This window comes from Oryzicola mucosus, from assembly GCF_014534685.1.
Lineage (GTDB): Bacteria > Pseudomonadota > Alphaproteobacteria > Rhizobiales > Rhizobiaceae > Oryzicola > Oryzicola mucosus.
The window spans coordinates 1-15,502 of record NZ_JACVVX010000001.1; the positions used below are offsets into that span (position 1 = coordinate 1).

At 62.2% G+C, this 15,502-nt stretch carries 17 protein-coding genes; 3 read left to right on the forward strand and 14 right to left on the reverse strand.

Annotated features, from left to right (window positions below):
• On the forward strand, positions 1–310 hold a 310-nt coding region (locus tag ICI42_RS23430), incomplete at its 5' end, for a hypothetical protein (RefSeq protein ID WP_210316911.1).
• Positions 311–326: 16 nt separating this feature from the next.
• Here ICI42_RS23430 and ICI42_RS00005 read toward each other — a convergent pair.
• Positions 327–1,085 (reverse strand): transglutaminase family protein, encoded by a 759-nt coding sequence (locus tag ICI42_RS00005; protein WP_188163655.1) that lies wholly within the window; start codon positions 1,083–1,085, stop codon positions 327–329.
• Positions 1,086–1,212: 127 nt separating this feature from the next.
• Complete coding sequence (locus ICI42_RS00010; protein ID WP_188162501.1) at positions 1,213–1,755, reverse strand: RHS repeat-associated core domain-containing protein; 543 nt, start codon at positions 1,753–1,755, stop codon at positions 1,213–1,215.
• 154 nt (positions 1,756–1,909) lie between these two features.
• On the opposite strand from ICI42_RS00010, the gene ICI42_RS00015 reads away from it, so the two are divergent.
• The gene (locus ICI42_RS00015) at positions 1,910–2,194 is read left to right on the forward strand and encodes a helix-turn-helix transcriptional regulator (protein WP_188162502.1); all 285 of its coding nucleotides are present in this window, start codon (positions 1,910–1,912) and stop codon (positions 2,192–2,194) included.
• Here the strand turns inward: ICI42_RS00015 and ICI42_RS00020 are convergent.
• The 10 genes from ICI42_RS00020 to katG all read right to left on the reverse strand — a co-directional run bounded on the left by ICI42_RS00020 (position 2,160) and on the right by katG (position 12,260).
• Positions 2,160–3,416, reverse strand: a complete 1,257-nt coding sequence (locus ICI42_RS00020; protein WP_188162503.1) for a tyrosine-type recombinase/integrase — start codon at positions 3,414–3,416, stop codon at positions 2,160–2,162. The two genes, ICI42_RS00015 and ICI42_RS00020, sit on opposite strands and share 35 nt — an antisense overlap.
• Before the next feature lie 294 nt (positions 3,417–3,710).
• Positions 3,711–5,273: a glutamine-hydrolyzing GMP synthase gene (guaA, locus tag ICI42_RS00025; RefSeq protein WP_188162504.1), complete on the reverse strand. Its 1,563-nt coding sequence runs from the start codon at positions 5,271–5,273 to the stop codon at positions 3,711–3,713.
• 118 nt (positions 5,274–5,391) lie between these two features.
• Positions 5,392–6,024, reverse strand: coding sequence for a 5'-methylthioadenosine/S-adenosylhomocysteine nucleosidase (locus ICI42_RS00030; RefSeq protein WP_188162505.1), 633 nt, complete (start codon positions 6,022–6,024; stop codon positions 5,392–5,394).
• 4 nt (positions 6,025–6,028) lie between these two features.
• Positions 6,029–6,487, reverse strand: coding sequence for a PaaI family thioesterase (locus tag ICI42_RS00035; RefSeq protein ID WP_188162506.1), 459 nt, complete (start codon positions 6,485–6,487; stop codon positions 6,029–6,031).
• A 100-nt stretch (positions 6,488–6,587) separates the two neighbouring features.
• On the reverse strand, positions 6,588–7,043 hold the full coding sequence (locus ICI42_RS00040) for a TspO/MBR family protein (protein WP_188162507.1): 456 nt from the start codon (positions 7,041–7,043) through the stop codon (positions 6,588–6,590).
• A 73-nt stretch (positions 7,044–7,116) separates the two neighbouring features.
• A complete protein-coding gene (locus ICI42_RS00045) occupies positions 7,117–8,403 on the reverse strand; it encodes an RsmB/NOP family class I SAM-dependent RNA methyltransferase (protein ID WP_188162508.1) in 1,287 nt (428 codons plus the stop codon).
• Between the two features lie 72 nt (positions 8,404–8,475).
• Positions 8,476–9,123, reverse strand: coding sequence for a YoaK family protein (locus ICI42_RS00050; RefSeq protein WP_188162509.1), 648 nt, complete (start codon positions 9,121–9,123; stop codon positions 8,476–8,478).
• A gap of 30 nt (positions 9,124–9,153) precedes the next feature.
• Entirely contained in the window at positions 9,154–9,567 is a 414-nt protein-coding gene (locus ICI42_RS00055; protein WP_188162510.1) for a type II toxin-antitoxin system VapC family toxin, read from the reverse strand.
• An 8-nt stretch (positions 9,568–9,575) separates the two neighbouring features.
• Positions 9,576–9,860, reverse strand: a complete 285-nt coding sequence (locus ICI42_RS00060) for a type II toxin-antitoxin system Phd/YefM family antitoxin (RefSeq protein WP_188162511.1) — start codon at positions 9,858–9,860, stop codon at positions 9,576–9,578.
• 117 nt (positions 9,861–9,977) lie between these two features.
• A complete protein-coding gene (katG, locus tag ICI42_RS00065) occupies positions 9,978–12,260 on the reverse strand; it encodes a catalase/peroxidase HPI (protein WP_188162512.1) in 2,283 nt (760 codons plus the stop codon).
• 411 nt (positions 12,261–12,671) lie between these two features.
• Between katG and ICI42_RS00070 the strand changes: the two genes are divergently transcribed.
• The gene (locus ICI42_RS00070) at positions 12,672–13,577 is read left to right on the forward strand and encodes a hydrogen peroxide-inducible genes activator (RefSeq protein WP_188162513.1); all 906 of its coding nucleotides are present in this window, start codon (positions 12,672–12,674) and stop codon (positions 13,575–13,577) included.
• Here the strand turns inward: ICI42_RS00070 and hisG are convergent.
• Both hisG and ICI42_RS00080 read right to left on the reverse strand, forming a co-directional pair.
• Positions 13,546–14,247 (reverse strand): ATP phosphoribosyltransferase, encoded by a 702-nt coding sequence (gene hisG, locus ICI42_RS00075; protein ID WP_188162514.1) that lies wholly within the window; start codon positions 14,245–14,247, stop codon positions 13,546–13,548. The two genes, ICI42_RS00070 and hisG, sit on opposite strands and share 32 nt — an antisense overlap.
• Positions 14,247–15,365 carry an ATP phosphoribosyltransferase regulatory subunit gene (locus ICI42_RS00080; RefSeq protein WP_188162515.1) on the reverse strand — a complete coding sequence of 373 codons (1,119 nt, stop codon included), beginning with the start codon at positions 15,363–15,365 and terminating at the stop codon, positions 14,247–14,249. Before ICI42_RS00080 ends, hisG begins: the two co-directional genes overlap by 1 nt.
• Positions 15,366–15,502 lie beyond the last annotated feature (137 nt).

A 15,502-nucleotide genomic window follows, 5' to 3' on the forward strand; every position in this document is an offset into this window, starting at 1 on the left:
TTCCATGGAAGCCCCCAATGCCCCTTTGGAACCCACGCTACTCCGCTGCCGCAACACAACAATGCCACCGCAACCAAATAAAAAGCTTATCCACAACTTCAACAAACGCCAAAAACCCAAAACGTTGCTGAACAACCAAGGAAACACAAGAAAGAGCAGCAACAAGGCCTGCTCATGGACATCAACGATGCAGCAACCCGACCGCCCAGCCATCAGCCCGAAGCGTCAACCACCAATCAAGCCGCGCGGCCAGCCGCCCATCAAGCCACGCGCAAAAGGGATGACCTCAGCTGTGATGTCGGCCAGATGAACCGAAGTGCTCCGCCTCACTTCAGGCTCGGAGGCGTCCAGCCCAGCGCCTCGGCCCGAACAAACGCAGCACGATTGGACGCATACAGATCCTCGGCATAGCCACGCTTGTCCGAGGGTATGTCGCTCTCTTTTGGATACTTCTCGACAATGTCACGCTGGAGAAGGCGATAATAGGCCGTCCCCTTCTTCACCAGCGTGTATGCGTTGGCGGGATAGGCTTCGAGCAGTATGTCGGAGACCTTGATCGCCTCTTCGTAACGACCCGTCGCAAGGAGATGATCCAGGACGCTCGACGCAATGATTGAAAGCGCCTCCTTGCGGGAAAGCTTCTTCATATAGACCCCATTCGAGATCGCCGTCTCAGACATGGGGAGCTTCGTCCTGTACCATTCATCCCGGGTGAAGCCGGCGCCGCTGGTCGTCTCGAGATTCCAGATTCTGGCCTCGTCGTCGGTGAATTTTACGAAGACATGAAGCGGGGCTGTCGACAGCGTTACATCGATGCCGAGCCGCTCCGCCAGAATGAGGAACAGGATAGGCATCGAAACGCAGTTGCCCTTCTTGGTCGCGAGATAGTTTGCAAGCAGCTGTGCGCCCGGCTTTTGTCCGTAGGGATCGTCCAGGTCATACTGGAACGGCTGATTGTTGTTCCACCAGCCCGCCTCATAGAGAAAAGCCCGAAGCGCCTTCATCTTCTCCATGCTGGAACCTGCGGCGTCCTTCGGCAAAGTCGAGAGCATCTTCCCGACAGTCGTCGCCATTCCGTCGATCATCTCGACAGTGGCACGCTCATCGACAGCTGGATCAACAAACCTGTCAACAGCAAGCTTGGCCCGGGCAAAATCCGGCTCAACAAGCACAGCAGCGACCAACTCAACAGCACCAGACCGCGGAAGAGCGTCAGCAGAACAGGAGATGGAGCCTAGGCAGGCCCAAGGCAAAACGAAGATGAATAGTCCAGCCGACGCTCTCAAGGACTTTGAGTCCGTCCATCACCATGAGTTCGAATGTGGACTTGCCGATACGACTTCCACTTTCCTTTGCTCGCTCCTCCCACTGGCTGGCAAGGTTGTATGGATCCCCTTCTTCTCGCGCCTTCTTTGCTTCCGCTTCTACATGTTCTGCGTTGTCGGAATGGGTTTTGTCGCGATCGGCTTGATCAGAAAAAAGATCCCCAATCATGTGCCCATTTGGATCTGACTTATTGACTGGATCGTTCTGGGCATATGCGTATCGGTTTGTGCCGACGCCCGGGAGGGTTGGATCCCAGTCGTCGGGGGAGATGAAGCGGGCCTGCGCCGAGGTCGTGGCGAGGCTGGTTGCGAGCAGGGTGATGACCAGCAGCAGGCTGAGGGTTTTGGTGGCGAGATGCCGGGCTGCGGCGAGGAGTGAGCCGGCTTTGGCTGGGGCGCTTTGCCGTGGGCTGGACGCTGGCTCATTCACGAGCGCATACTCGGCCCGTATGCTGCACCTTGCTGCCAACGGAACCCCGCCCATGTGTGCGCTACAGCACGAAGATACCGCACGGCATTTCGAAGGGGCTTCCAGTATCAACAGCTATTGTTCTCAATCCCCTCAGCAGTGAAGGAGATTGAGAATGCCAAAGACCGAAGCTCCCCAAATCATGAGAACGATTCGGCGCCACCAACTGCGCGAGATGGTGCCGATGGCTGACAGCACGATCTATGAAATGGAACAACGGGGCGAGTTTCCTCGTCGGTTCGCGCTCTCGCCACGGTGTATTGTTTGGGACCTCGCCGAGGTCGAGGCTTGGCTGATGGCACGGCGGGCTGCCCCGATCCGTCGAGCACAGCATCCTGACGTCACCAAGCGCAAAACCCGACCGGTCAAAGGGCGGGATCAAGCGCCATCACAGGCATAGCTGTCGGCAGAAGCGTTGGGGCGTGCTTCCGACCGTCGATCCAGGCGTCCACGGTATCCGCCCACTGCTGCATCATATGCCGGCGCTGCACCTCATACTCGGCCTTGTTGTAAACGCCGCGCGATGAACGCCCGTCCTCATGTGCCAGGCACTTTTCGATCCAGTCGCTATTAAAGCCCAGCTCATTTAGCAGCGTGGAACCCGTTCGCCGCAGATCATGGACCGTGAAAGGCTCCAGCGGCAGCCCCTCCTTTTTGGCCTGGTCGACCACGGCGTAGGTGATGCGGTTGAAGGTCGCGCGGGACATGGGCGCGTTCGCGTCGTACCGAGACGGAAGCAAGTATCGGGAGTTACTGGCACAGGTCTTGAGCGCGATCATGATGTCCAAGGTCTGTCGGCACAGGTAGACGTTGTGCGGCTTCGACCGCTTCATCCGTTCCTTCGGGATCGTCCAGACGGCGTTGTCGAAATCGATCTCGTCCCACACTGCATCCTGCAACTCGCTCTTCCGAACCATGGTGAGAAGGTAAAGCCTCATGCCGAGGCGGATCGTCGGTAACGTCGCGACGTGCTCGAGCTGCTTGAACATGATGCGGATCTCGGCGGGCGAAAGCGCGCGGTCCTTTGGGGTAAAGGTGGCGATCGAGGCCGGACCGACGTCATCGGCCGGGTTGGAGACCTTCTCGCCGTGCAGAATGGCATAGCCGTAGATCTGCTTCAGGATATCCCTCACATGAATGGCGGTGGCAGGAGCACCCCGTTCGACGATCTTGCCGCAGTGAGCGCGAAGGTCGTCAGGTGTAATCTCTGTCAGGAGACGATTCCGCCAGACGGGCATGAGTTCGCGTTCGAAGATGGAACGGCGCATCGCGCGCGTGCTGTCGGCCATGATGGCGTTGGTCAGCCACTTCTCGCCGAATTCGCCGAAGCTCTTTGCTTCCTTGATCCGGCGCTTCTCCCGCTGCTTCTCGATGGCGGGGGACCGCCCCTCGGCGATCGCCCGACGGGCGTCGATGCATAGCTCTCGAGCCCTGGCGAGCGATATCCCGTCACGGGCATACCTACCGAGATAGACGGTCTCCCGTCTGCCGTTCAGCCGATAGTCGAGCCTGAACGAGATGGCACCCGACGGCGCGACGCGCACATACATGCCGTCACGATCAGTCACCTTGTACATTTTGGCTTTTGGTTTCAGACACTTAAGTGCTGCATCGGTCAACATTTCGGGCCTCCTTGCGGAAAAGTACCGTCACGCAGTTTTTGGAGGCCGATGGCGTCAAAAACGCTTATATTTCAGCGCATTAATTCGAAAAAAGTACCGTCATTGGCCTCGTTTGACCTGACGGTACTTTCGTTTTTCCGGTTGATCAATGGGGGCGAGGCCCGTCAGCAAGGCCGACGAGCGCGATCTATGCCCACCGATAGATGTCGATAGGCATAGGAGAAATTTATTTTTGTTTTCAGTTGGTTAGATCGTATTTCAGCGTAAATTCGGCGGCGTTCGGATGGGCCTGAATCATTCCCACTCGATGGTCCCGGGCGGTTTGCTCGTCACGTCGTAGACGACGCGATTGATGCCGCGGACTTCGTTGATGATGCGGGTAGCGGCACGGCCGAGGAAGTTCATGTCGTAGTGGTAGAAATCGGCCGTCATGCCGTCGACGGAGGTGACGGCGCGCAGTGCGCAGACGAATTCGTAGGTGCGCCCGTCGCCCATGACGCCGACGGTCTGGACCGGAAGCAGCACGGCAAAAGCCTGCCAGATCTTGTCGTAGAGGCCGGCCTTGCGGATTTCGTCGAGATAGATCGCGTCGGCTTCGCGCAGGATCTCCAGCTTGTCGCGGGTGATGCCGCCGGGACAGCGGATGGCAAGGCCCGGTCCGGGGAACGGGTGGCGACCGATGAAGCTCTCGGGCAGGCCGAGTTCGCGGCCAAGCACGCGCACCTCGTCCTTGAACAGTTCGCGCAGCGGCTCGACCAGCTTCATGTTCATGCGGTCGGGCAAGCCACCGACATTGTGGTGGCTCTTGATCGTGACCGAAGGCCCGCCCGTGAAGGACACGCTTTCGATGACGTCGGGATAGAGCGTGCCCTGGGCCAGGAATTCGGCGCCGCCGAGCTTCTTGGCCTCTTCCTCGAACACTTCGATGAACAAACGGCCAATGGTCTTGCGCTTCTTCTCGGGATCGACCTCGCCTTCCAGCGCATCGACGAAGCGGTCGACGGCATCGACATGGATGAGATGCAGATTGTAGTGCTCTCGGAACATGGCGACGACATCGGCCGCCTCGTTCTTGCGCATCAGACCGTGGTCGACAAGGATGCAGGTCAGCTGCTCGCCGACCGCCTCGTGGATCAGCAAAGCGGCAACAGAAGAATCGACGCCGCCGGACAGCGCGCAAATGACGCGCTTGTCGCCGACCTGCTCGCGAATGGCTTCCACGGCGCGAGCACGATAAGCCGACATCGACCAGTCGCCCTTGATGCCGGCGATCTTGTGCACGAAATTCGACAACAGCTTTGCGCCGTCCGGCGTATGCACCACTTCGGGGTGAAACATGGTGGTGTAGTAGCGGCGCTTCTCGTCGGCGGCGATGGCGAAGGGCGCGTTCTCGGACACGCCGATGATCTCGAAACCATCGGGCGCGACGGTGACGCGGTCGCCATGGCTCATCCAGACCGGATATTTCTTGCCGACTTCCCAGACACCGTCGAAGAGCGGGCTCGCCTTGAGAATCTCAACGTCGGCGCGGCCGAACTCGCGGGCGTGACCGCCCTCCACCGTGCCGCCGAGCTGGGCGGCGAGCGTCTGCTGGCCGTAGCATATGGCGAGGATCGGCAGGCCGGACTCGAACGCCACCTGCGGCGCGCGCGGGCTGCCTTCCTCGGTGACCGACGCGGGACCGCCGGAAAAGATGATCGCCTTGGGCTTGAGCCGTTCGAAACCGTCTTCCGCGGACTGGAAGGGTACGATCTCGCAATAGACGCCGGCCTCGCGGACGCGACGCCCGATGAGCTGCGTCACCTGGCTGCCGAAATCGATGATAAGGACGCTGTCGGGGTGATCTGTATTCGTCATGGCGGGCATTTAAAGAAAGAAACGGCGACGCGCAATGGGTTCCGCGCTTTCAACGCGTATCTCCGAGGCTCTCTTCACAGGCATTGCCTGCCGGTGCTTTCGAACCGTCGCCGCGAGGCTAAAGCCCGAGCGTGCCATCGGCGAGCGCGCGTTTGAGACATCTTACGGCTTCCGCCAGATTCTGGTCGACGACATGCAGATATTCGGTCCAATCGCCGACATGGCGCAGTTCCGCCGCTCCATCGGAAATGCCGCGCAGGCCGATCATCGGCACGCCGAACAGTTGACAGGCTCGCAGCACCGCATAGGTCTCCATATCGACCATGTCCTCGGCGATTGCGTCATAGGCCGAGCCGGAAACGATATTGCCGCCGGTCGACAGCGTGGCCTGCCTGACGCCCGGAATGCGCAGTGGAAGCTCTATGGTGACAGGAACATCCAGAAAGGGTGTAGCCCCCTTTTCAAAGCCCAGCGGCGAGGCATCCATGTCGCGATAGCTGACCGTCGCCACCTGATATACCTCGGCCTGTTCCAACACGCGGCTGCCTGCGGAACCCAGGCAGACGACAAGGTCGGGCAAGGTCATGGCGGCCGAAAAGCCGGCAAGGGCCGCGGCTACCCGTATACCTGCCTCGACAGGACCGACGCCGGTCATCAGCGGCGTGATCAGGGATTTGAGATGCGGACCGTATTCCGCCTCCGCCGCCATGACGAACAGCAAGCGCCGGCGGGCAATGGTCTGGACCGGCATTGGTTCAACCCTCGATGCCGTCTCGGCCGACCACAGTCATCATCGTGCCGGTCATGGTGGCAATCAGCTTGGCTTCGCCATCGGCGGCAAAGGCATAGGCCTGGCCATCGGCGACCACGATGGTGCGACCCGGCTTGGTGACCGATCCGCGGAACAGGAAGCGCTCGCCCTTGCCCGGCGCGAGCAAATTGACCTTGAATTCGATGGTGAGTACGCCGGAATTTTCAGGCATAAGCGAGAAGGCGGCATAGCCGCAGGCCGAGTCCATCGCGGTTGAAATGACGCCGGCGTGGAGAAAACCGTGCTGCTGCGTCAGGCTCGAGGCATAGGGCATTTCGATCTCGACGATGCCGGGCGTCACCAGCGTCAGCTCGGCGCCGATGGTCCGCATGGCTGCCTGCCGCGCGAAGGATGCCCTAACCCGCTCTTCGAAATTAAGCGCTGATACGATCTTTGCCGACATGCTGCCTCCATTCCCCGCTCCGCTTATGACAAAGCGGCACGGACGAGGCAAATTTAAAAATGTTGCATTGCAAAATATTGCGACCACGCGTGTAGGCCGCTCAGTTCAGCATCCAGATCGAAGCGTTGAGCGCGGTGGCGAATGCCACCCAGCCCGCATAGGGCACGAACAGGAGGGCTGCCATTTTGTCGCGACGCGCAGCAACACCGATGAAAGCAAGGATGGTCAGAAGGAGCAAGAAGATAATGACCAGCGCGAGACCGATCCGTTGGGCGCCGAAGAAAGCCGGCGACCAGCAGAAATTGAGCGCCATCTGCAGCAGCCACAGCTTCATGGCGCCGCCATAGCGGTCAATCTCCCAAATGCGCCATCCCGCAATGCCGATGAGTATGTAGAGGATCGTCCAAGCCGGCCCGAACACCCAGTTCGGCGGGTTGAAGGCCGGCTTTTGCAGGCTCGCATACCATTCGCCGGGCAAAGTGACGAACCCGATGAGAAGGCCGATGCCGAGCACGACAGCTATAAAGACTGCCAATGAAAGATAATTCTTCTGCATGAAGCGCCTGTCCGGAGAGGATGCGGCTGTACCGCAAGCCATAACTGGAAGCGATCAGGCTTTCGTCAAGGCCTCAGCCGGCGCGGCGCATGGCCGAAAAGAAGAAGCCGTCCGTTCCGCTTTTGGCAGGCGACAGCGACAGACCAAGCGACGTGACGCGCGCAGCATCGGCATGGCCCGGAAACAGCTCGTCCCACCGCGCGGCATGATCGACGGGCTTGAATGATGGCGAACGCTCCGCGAAGGCAGAGATCTGATCGCCATTTTCCTCGTCGAAGACCGAACAGGTGACATAGACGAGAAGGCCTCCCGGCTTCACATAGGCGCTTGCCGCGTCCAGAATAGCCCTTTGTTCGCCCTTGCGGACGTCGAGCTGTTTCTGCGCCAGCCGCCATTTCGCATCCGGACGACGTCGCCAGGTGCCGCTTCCCGTACAGGGCGCATCGACCAGTACGATGTCCATGCGGCCTTCCAGCGGCGCCAGTTCGGACGGCTTCGCCGCCACCTGGACGTTGCGGTTTTCCGAGCGGCGCAGGCGATCGAAGATCGGGGCAAGGCGCTGCTTTTCAGAATCATGCGCAAAAATCTGGCCCTGATTGTCCATCAGGGCGGACAGCGCCAGCGTCTTGCCGCCAGCTCCCGCGCAATAGTCCAGCACCTGCATGCCCGGCTTCGCGCCTGCCAGTTCGGCTGCAACCTGCGAGCCCTCGTCCTGGATTTCGAACCAGCCTTTCTGGAAAGCCGGCTCTGCCTGGACGTTGGGGTGGCGTCCGCTGCCGTCGATGGGCGGAATACGAAGGCCCTGATGCGCCAGCCTGGTGCGCTCGGCCCCGGTGCCGGCCAGCTCGGCCAAGACCTTGTCGCGGTCGGCGCGCAGCGTGTTGACCCGGATGTCGAGCGGCGGCCGCGTGGCAAGCCCAGCACCTTCGGCCACCCAATCCTCGCCATACGAGCGTTCGAGCAAGGCCGCGCACCAGTCCGGGCAGTCGGCGCGCACCGCATCTGGCGCCGTTCGCAGATCGCGCTGCGCCAAAACAGCGAGTTCGCCCGCATCAAGCGGCGACGGACCGAAACGGTCGCCTTCCAGCGTCGCATTGAGCGCTTCGGCAGACTGGTCCCATTCCAGCAGCAGCGCGCCGAAGGCCAGTGCGCGCCCGGCGTCGCTGTCGAGCAGCCAGCCGGCGGAGCGCTTCCTGCGCAAAGCGTCATAGACGATGTTGCCGATGGCGGCGCGGTCGCCGGCCCCGGCGAAGCGATGGGAAAGCCCCCAGTCCTTCAGCACGTCGGCCGCGGGGCGATGCCGTCTGTCGATGTCGTCGAGAATTTCGATTGCGGCTGCAAGCCGTCCGCCGAGGCGCATATGGTTATCTTTCCTGTCGGTTGCCCGAATGCCGGTTCGATAGCGGTATGCATCCCGAATGACAAGCCGGGATCAGAGACCCGCCCTGCCTCGCATGCCAAAGCCGATGATCGCGGTCAGGAAACCAGCGGCCGCCGCCGCGGCCCACAGGCTCGACAGGCCGATCCAGCCATAGGTCGCAGCACCCAGAATTGCGCCCGTCACCAGCCCGACCCACAGCATGAAATACCACACCCATGCCCACCGGTCGCCGCCCAGAAGCGCGGCCGTGATGCGCTGGCCGAGCTTGACCAGCGTTCCGGTCATATAGGTGAGTCCGATGGTCACCTCGCCATCGCGTTCGAATACGGCATTCTCAGCGCCCATAGCCAGCGCCATGGCGACGATGGCAAGCGAAACCACGCCGACATGCTGGCTTGCTGCGGCGCCGAGCAACAGGAGAAAGACGAGGGCGCTGACGACCGTTGGACGTCTTTGACCGGAAAAATGCCCCGCAAGGGAACCCGTAATGACACCCATGACGAAGAGCGCGATCAGTGCCGCAGGCATCAGGCCAAGACCCAGATTCTCGGCGAGTTCGACGCTCATGCGGGTGGAATTGCCGGTCATGAAGGAGACGAAATAGCCGCCCAGTTGCAAAAAGCCGATCGCGTCGACATAGCCCGCCAGCCCCGCGAGCCCGACGGCGATGACCCTTTCACGCGGTGTATGGCGGATCATTGCAGGCGTCCCGTTCTCAAGGCAGCAATTTCAGGATCGGTCGTCATAGGGATTCAGCAGTTTGACGCCGATATTCTGGTAATCCCTGATGTTGCGGGTGACGAGCGTCAAATCGTGCTCGAGCGCGGTGGCGGCAATGAGCAGATCGGGGGCGGTGTTGCCAATCTCGAAGGTCAGGATGCCCCAGCGCTTCATGATCGGCACGGTCAGCGGCAGGATGTTGGCATCGTAGTCGGCAACAACACCGTCGAGCCAGTTCCTGTATTGCCCGGCGCGCTGCGGCTCGCAGTCTTCGATCTTGCGGATGCCGCGCGCTATCTCGCCCACCGTCACGACGCTGAGAAACAGCGGCTTATCCGCACTAGCCTCCAGCCAGGCAATCGCATTCGCATCGCGGGCCGGCTTGAACCCTTCCGACAGCACCATCGTGTCGATCAGAAACATGGGCGGCTTCAGCCGAAAAGGTCGAGGTCGCGCGGAACTGATGGATAGACGCCCCTATCGTCGAAGACATCCTCGAACCCTGCGGGCAGCACGGGCGCGTCCAGCACATGCTCGACGAGGCTGCGCCTGGGTCGCATATCCAGGCTGGTCAGCCGCTCATATTCTTCCGCCGACAAGACGACCACGGCATCGACGCCGCGCTTGGTGACATGCTGCGGCTCGCCGCGCTGCGCGGCTTCCACCACGGCGGAAAACCTGTTCTTGGCGTCTTGCAGGGTCCAGGCTCTGGCCATCGCAGCCTCCATCTGGCTAGATAGTAGGCTAGCCGAGAGCGACGTTCAATCCCGCGCAAACAGAAGGGCCGGAGCATGTCGCCCCGGCCCTTCTCATTTCCATCAGGCAACCAGACCTCAGACCAGATCGAAGCGGTCCGCGTTCATCACCTTGGTCCAGGCGGCCACGAAGTCGTCGACGAACTTCTGCCCTGCATCGTCCTCGGCATAAACCTCGGCCAGCGCACGCAGTTGCGCGTTCGAGCCGAAGACGAGATCGGCGCGGCTGCCGAGCCACTTCAGCTTGCCGGTCTTGCGGTCGCTGCCCTCATAGAAGTCCTTGGCGTCCGAGACCGCCTTCCATTGCGTGCCCATGTCCAGCAGGTTGACGAAGAAGTCGTTGGTCAACGCGCCAGGCCTGTCGGTGAAGACGCCGTGGTTGGAGCCATCGGCGTTGATGTTGATCGCGCGAAGACCGCCAACCAGAACGGTCAGTTCCGGCGCCGTCAGGGTCAGAAGCTGTGCCCTGTCGATCAGGGCGTGCTCGGCCGGCAAGGCGTGTCTGCCCGTTGCATAATTGCGGAAGCCATCCACGGCCGGTTCGAGCACGGCGAACGAATCGACATCCGTCTGAGCCTGCGTCGCATCGGTGCGGCCCGGCGTAAACGGCACGGTCACATCGTGGCCGGCAGCCTTGGCCGCCTGCTCGACACCGGCGTTGCCGGCAAGAACGATGAGATCGGCAAGCGAGATCTTCTTGCCGCCCGACGCATCCCGACCGAATTCGAACTGGATGCCTTCCAGAACCTTGAGCACCTTGGCCAGTTGCTCGGGCCTGTTGACCTTCCAATCCTTCTGCGGCGCAAGACGGATACGCGCGCCATTGGCGCCGCCACGCTTGTCGCCGCCGCGGAATGTCGAGGCCGAGGCCCAGGCCGTACCGACCAGTTCGGAGACGCTAAGGCCGGACTCCAGCACCTTCGCCTTGAGTGCTGCGACATCGGCGTCATCGACCAGCGGGTGGTCGACTTCCGGAACCGGATCCTGCCAGATCAGCACCTCGCGTGGCACTTCCGGGCCGAGATAGCGCGAACGCGGGCCGAGATCGCGGTGCGTCAGCTTGAACCAGGCACGGGCAAAGGCTTCCGCGAAGGCCTGCGGGTTCTGCAGGAAACGACGCGAAATCTTCTCGTAGACAGGATCGAAGCGAAGGGCCAAGTCGGTGGTCAGCATGGTCGGCCGGTGCTTCTTGGCAGGATCGTGCGCGTCGGGAATGACCGCGTCGGCGCCCTTCGCCACCCACTGATGTGCGCCTGCCGGAGACTTTTCGAGTTCCCACTCGAATTTGAACAGGTTTTCGAAGAAGAAGTTGCTCCACTGCGCGGGCGTCTGCGTCCAGGTGACCTCAAGGCCGCTGGTGATGGTGTCGCCGCCCTTGCCGGAGCCGAAGCTGTTGTGCCAGCCGAGGCCTTGCGCTGCCAGATCCTCGGCTTCGGGCTCGGGACCGACATTGTCGGACGGGGCGGCACCGTGGGTCTTGCCGAAGGTGTGGCCGCCGGCGATCAGCGCGACGGTTTCCTCGTCGTTCATCGCCATCCGGCCGAAGGTGTCGCGGATGTCCTTGGCCGCGAGCAGCGGATCGGGATTGCCGTCGGGACCTTCCGGGTTGACGTAGATCAGGCCCATCTGCACAGCGGCGAGCGGCTGTTCGAGATTGCGCGTGTGCACGTCGCCATCGGCATTGTCGTCGGAGACCAGAACGCCTTCGTCGGCCGGCTTCTCGACGCCGTCCGAGCCATGGGCATAGCGCAAATCGCCGCCGAGCCAGGTGTTCTCACGCCCCCAGTTGATGTCCTGATCGGGTTCCCAAGTGTCCTCGCGGCCAGCTGCGAAGCCGAAAGTGCGGAAGCCCATCGTCTCCAGCGCGACATTGCCGGTGAGGATCAGCAGGTCGGCCCAGGAAATCTTCTTGCCGTATTTCTGCTTGATCGGCCACAGCAGGCGCCGGGCCTTGTCGAGGCTGACATTGTCCGGCCAGCTGTTGAGCGGTGCGAAGCGCTGCTGGCCGCGACCGCCGCCGCCACGGCCGTCGGACAAACGGTAGGTGCCGGCGCTGTGCCAGGCCATGCGGATGAACAGCGGGCCGTAATGGCCGAAATCCGCCGGCCACCAATCCTGCGAATCGGTCATGAGCTGGCGCAGGTCGCTCTTCAGCGCCTCATAATCGAGCTTCTTGAACTCTTCGGCGTAGTCAAAGGCGGTGCCGAGCGGATTGGACAGAGAAGAGTGCTGGTGCAGAATCTCGACGTTCAGCCGATTGGGCCACCAGTCGCGATTGGTCCGCACCGCTCCCTTCTCGCCATGCGGAAACGGGCACTTGGCCTCCGGCGCGTTGCCCTGATTGTCGTCCTGTACTGACATGTCTCACTCCAAATCATGTCCGCGCGTCCCCTCAAGGCCTGCGCGGCCGGTTGTCTAGAATCCGCTCGTCTGCCGAGTGGGGTCTTTCGATGTATCGCCCTGACGCACCTGACCGATTTTCGGCTGGGCACATGCAGTTGGATATCCGGCATCGCCTGCTACAGGCGACCGCCAAATTCGTCTTCGAGATGCTGCGCCATTTCAGCAGGCGCGACCAAGGAGAGAGCAACCGTCGAAACGCACATGGCTGCGGCTTGTTTCGTCGGTTTCGTCATGGCCGAAGCCTCCCTGCTTGGGTTTTGCCGAATTTCGTTCAAGCGCTAGCGCTCATTCCTTGGAACGATTCCAGACTAAACGGGGATTTCGATAAAGCCAAATTGTCTTTCCTATTTGTTCTGATAGGTTTTTCTTATGATCCGCTTGACTGTCCGCCAGATGCAATATTTCGAAGCGCTCGCACAAACCCTGCATTTCGGGCGCGCGGCGGAGCTTGCCGGCGTAAGCCAGCCCGCCCTGTCGGCGCAGATCGCGGAGATGGAGGAAAAGCTCGGCTGCGCCCTGTTCGAGCGTGGCCGCAAGACCGTGCGCATGACCGAGGACGCAACCGTTTTGCAGCCGCGAATCGAGAGCGTGCTGGCGCAGCTGCGCGACATCGAAAGCATGGCGCGGCGTGGCCGCCTTGCCATGGAAGGCCGGTTCCGGCTCGGCATCATTCCCACGGTTGCACCCTATCTCTTGCCGCAGGTGCTGCCTGCCCTTCGCGACCGCTTTCCGACACTTCGGGTCGAATTGCGCGAGGCGATCACGGCGACGCTGGCCGAAGAGGCCGCCGGCGGCCGCATCGACGCCTTCGTCGCGGCAACCCCGCTCGACTTTCCCGGCCTTGTGACGGAGGCTCTGTTCACTGATCGATTTTTCCTCGCCGTACCGGCCAACGATCCGGAACTGGTCGATCCGCCGGTGCCGCCGGACAGCCCGGCGATGGAACGGCTGATGCTTCTGGAGGAAGGCCACTGCCTGCGCGAACAGGCGCTCGCGGTCTGCGGCGCCGTCAAGCCGGTGGCGATGGCCAATTACGGCGCGACCAGCCTGACCACACTGCTGCAGATGGTGGCGCATGGCCTGGGCGTTACGCTGATTCCTGAAATGGCGGCACGGCCGGCGGAAGAATCCAGGGACATCCGCGTGGTGCCCTTCGCCGAGCCGATGCCGGCGCGTCAGCTATGCCTGGCGTGGCGGCGCAGCAGCCCGCGCCACAACGAATGCGTGGAGCTTGCCGGCATCGTCAGGGGACTGCACGGCCAATTGCAGCGGTGATAGCCTCCACTGTGGCTTGATCCGGGAGGCTGCGCTGGCGCAGCGAAGCGACCAGGCAGGCCTGCGATTTCAGGATCACACCATCGCTCAGGATTTTCAGATGGTTGGCGCGCAAGGTCGAGCCCGTCGTGGTGATGTCGACGATGACATCCGCCGATCCGGCCGCCGGCGCGCCCTCGGTCGCGCCCAGGCTCTCGACGATGCGATAGACCTGGATGCCGTGCATCTGCGAAAAGAACTGCTGCGTCAGCCGCCAATATTTGGTGGCGATGCGCAGCCGCCGGCCATGGCGCTGGCGGAAATCCGCGGCGACATCGTCGAGGTCGGCCATGGTGTCGACGTCGAGCCAGATATCCGGCACAGCCACCACAACATCGGCAAAGCCGAAGCCGAGACGGGCCGAAATCGTTGCCTTGCGTTCCCAATCGGCGACATTCTCGCGCAGCAGATCCTCGCCTGTGATGCCGAGGTCGACCGCGCCGCGGCCGATTTCTCCGGCAATCTCCGACGCCGACAGGAAGGCGATTTCGATATCGTCGCGTCCCATGATCCGCGCACGATAGCGCCTGTCATCCTCGGGCAGGGTCACCTCCAGCCCGGCCCTGGCCATGACCTCAAGCGACAATTCCTTCAGCCGTCCCTTGGACGGCATGGCGAGCGTGACAGCCATCAGCGAGCCTCCCGCAGCGCTTCGATGCGGTCGATCCAGACCGAGAAGCCGACGCCGGGAATGGTTTTTTTCGCGCCCAGCAGCGTCAGAAGCCGGTCGTATCGCCCGCCGCCCGCCAGAGGCCGATCGAGGCCCACGGCCGAGATTTCGAAGACGAGACCGGTGTAATAATCGAGCGGCCGGCCGAACGCCGCGTCGTAGCGAATAGCGTCCACCGGCAAGCCGTTGGCGGCAATAGCCTCGACCCGCGCCGCGAAACTGGCAAGGGCCGCACCCAGCGAGAGCTTGGCATCGGCGGCGAAAGCCTGCAACGCGCGCGGCGCATCGGTCAGCGGCACGTCGATGTCGAGGAACGTTTTCAGAGCCGCGAACGCCTCCGACGACAGCCTGACGGAGCGCAGTTCCGCCTTTTCGACCAGCCGGCGTGCGATATCGGCGGGGGTGCGCCCGGCCGATGGAGACAGGCCGGTAGCTTCCATGCCCTCGGCGATATGGGCTGCCAGCGCCTCGGTGTCGCCGGCCATGAGCAGCGATGCGGCGGGCTCCTCAAGCGAGCTGTTGCGCGAGGGATTGGACAGGTCGGCCAGGGCCGCTTCCAGCATCGGTGCCGAACCGAAGGCGCGGGCGAGCCTCATGCGCCAGCCGCGCGGCAGCCCTAGCGCTGCAAGCACTGCCTCGAAAATCGTCTGGTCGCCGAGGGTGACCGTCAGCTCGGTTGCGGGCAAGCAGAGCGAAAGCAGCGCATGCGCATCGGCAACCGAGCGCGCATCGGCGAGTGCGATGTTCGTGTCGCCCAAGTCTTCGATGCCGGCCTGGAAGAACTCGTTGCCGCCTTCGCGATGCTGCCGGAACACCTCGCCGAGATAGGAATAGCGGCGCGGCGTGCCCGATTGCGAGGCGATGTGATCGAGACAGACGGGGATGGTGAATTCGGGCCGCAGGCACAGCGCCTCGCCGGTCTCGCTTTCGGTCAGGAAGATGCGGCGGCGCAGATCCTCGCCCGCCATGTCGAGAAACGGATCGGCCGGCTGCAGCACAGGCACGTCGACCTGATCGGCTCCGCGCGCTGCGAAGAGCTTTATGACATCCGCTGCAATGACGGGATAGCGCGGGGTCATTGGGCTCTGCCTTCCCTTCTCCCCCTGCGGGAGAAGGTGGATCGGCGCGCAGCGCCGAGACGGATGAGGGGTGCTGGACGGAGTAAAACCCCCGCAATTTCAATATAGCTTTGCGATGCAGCGATCCACGCAACACC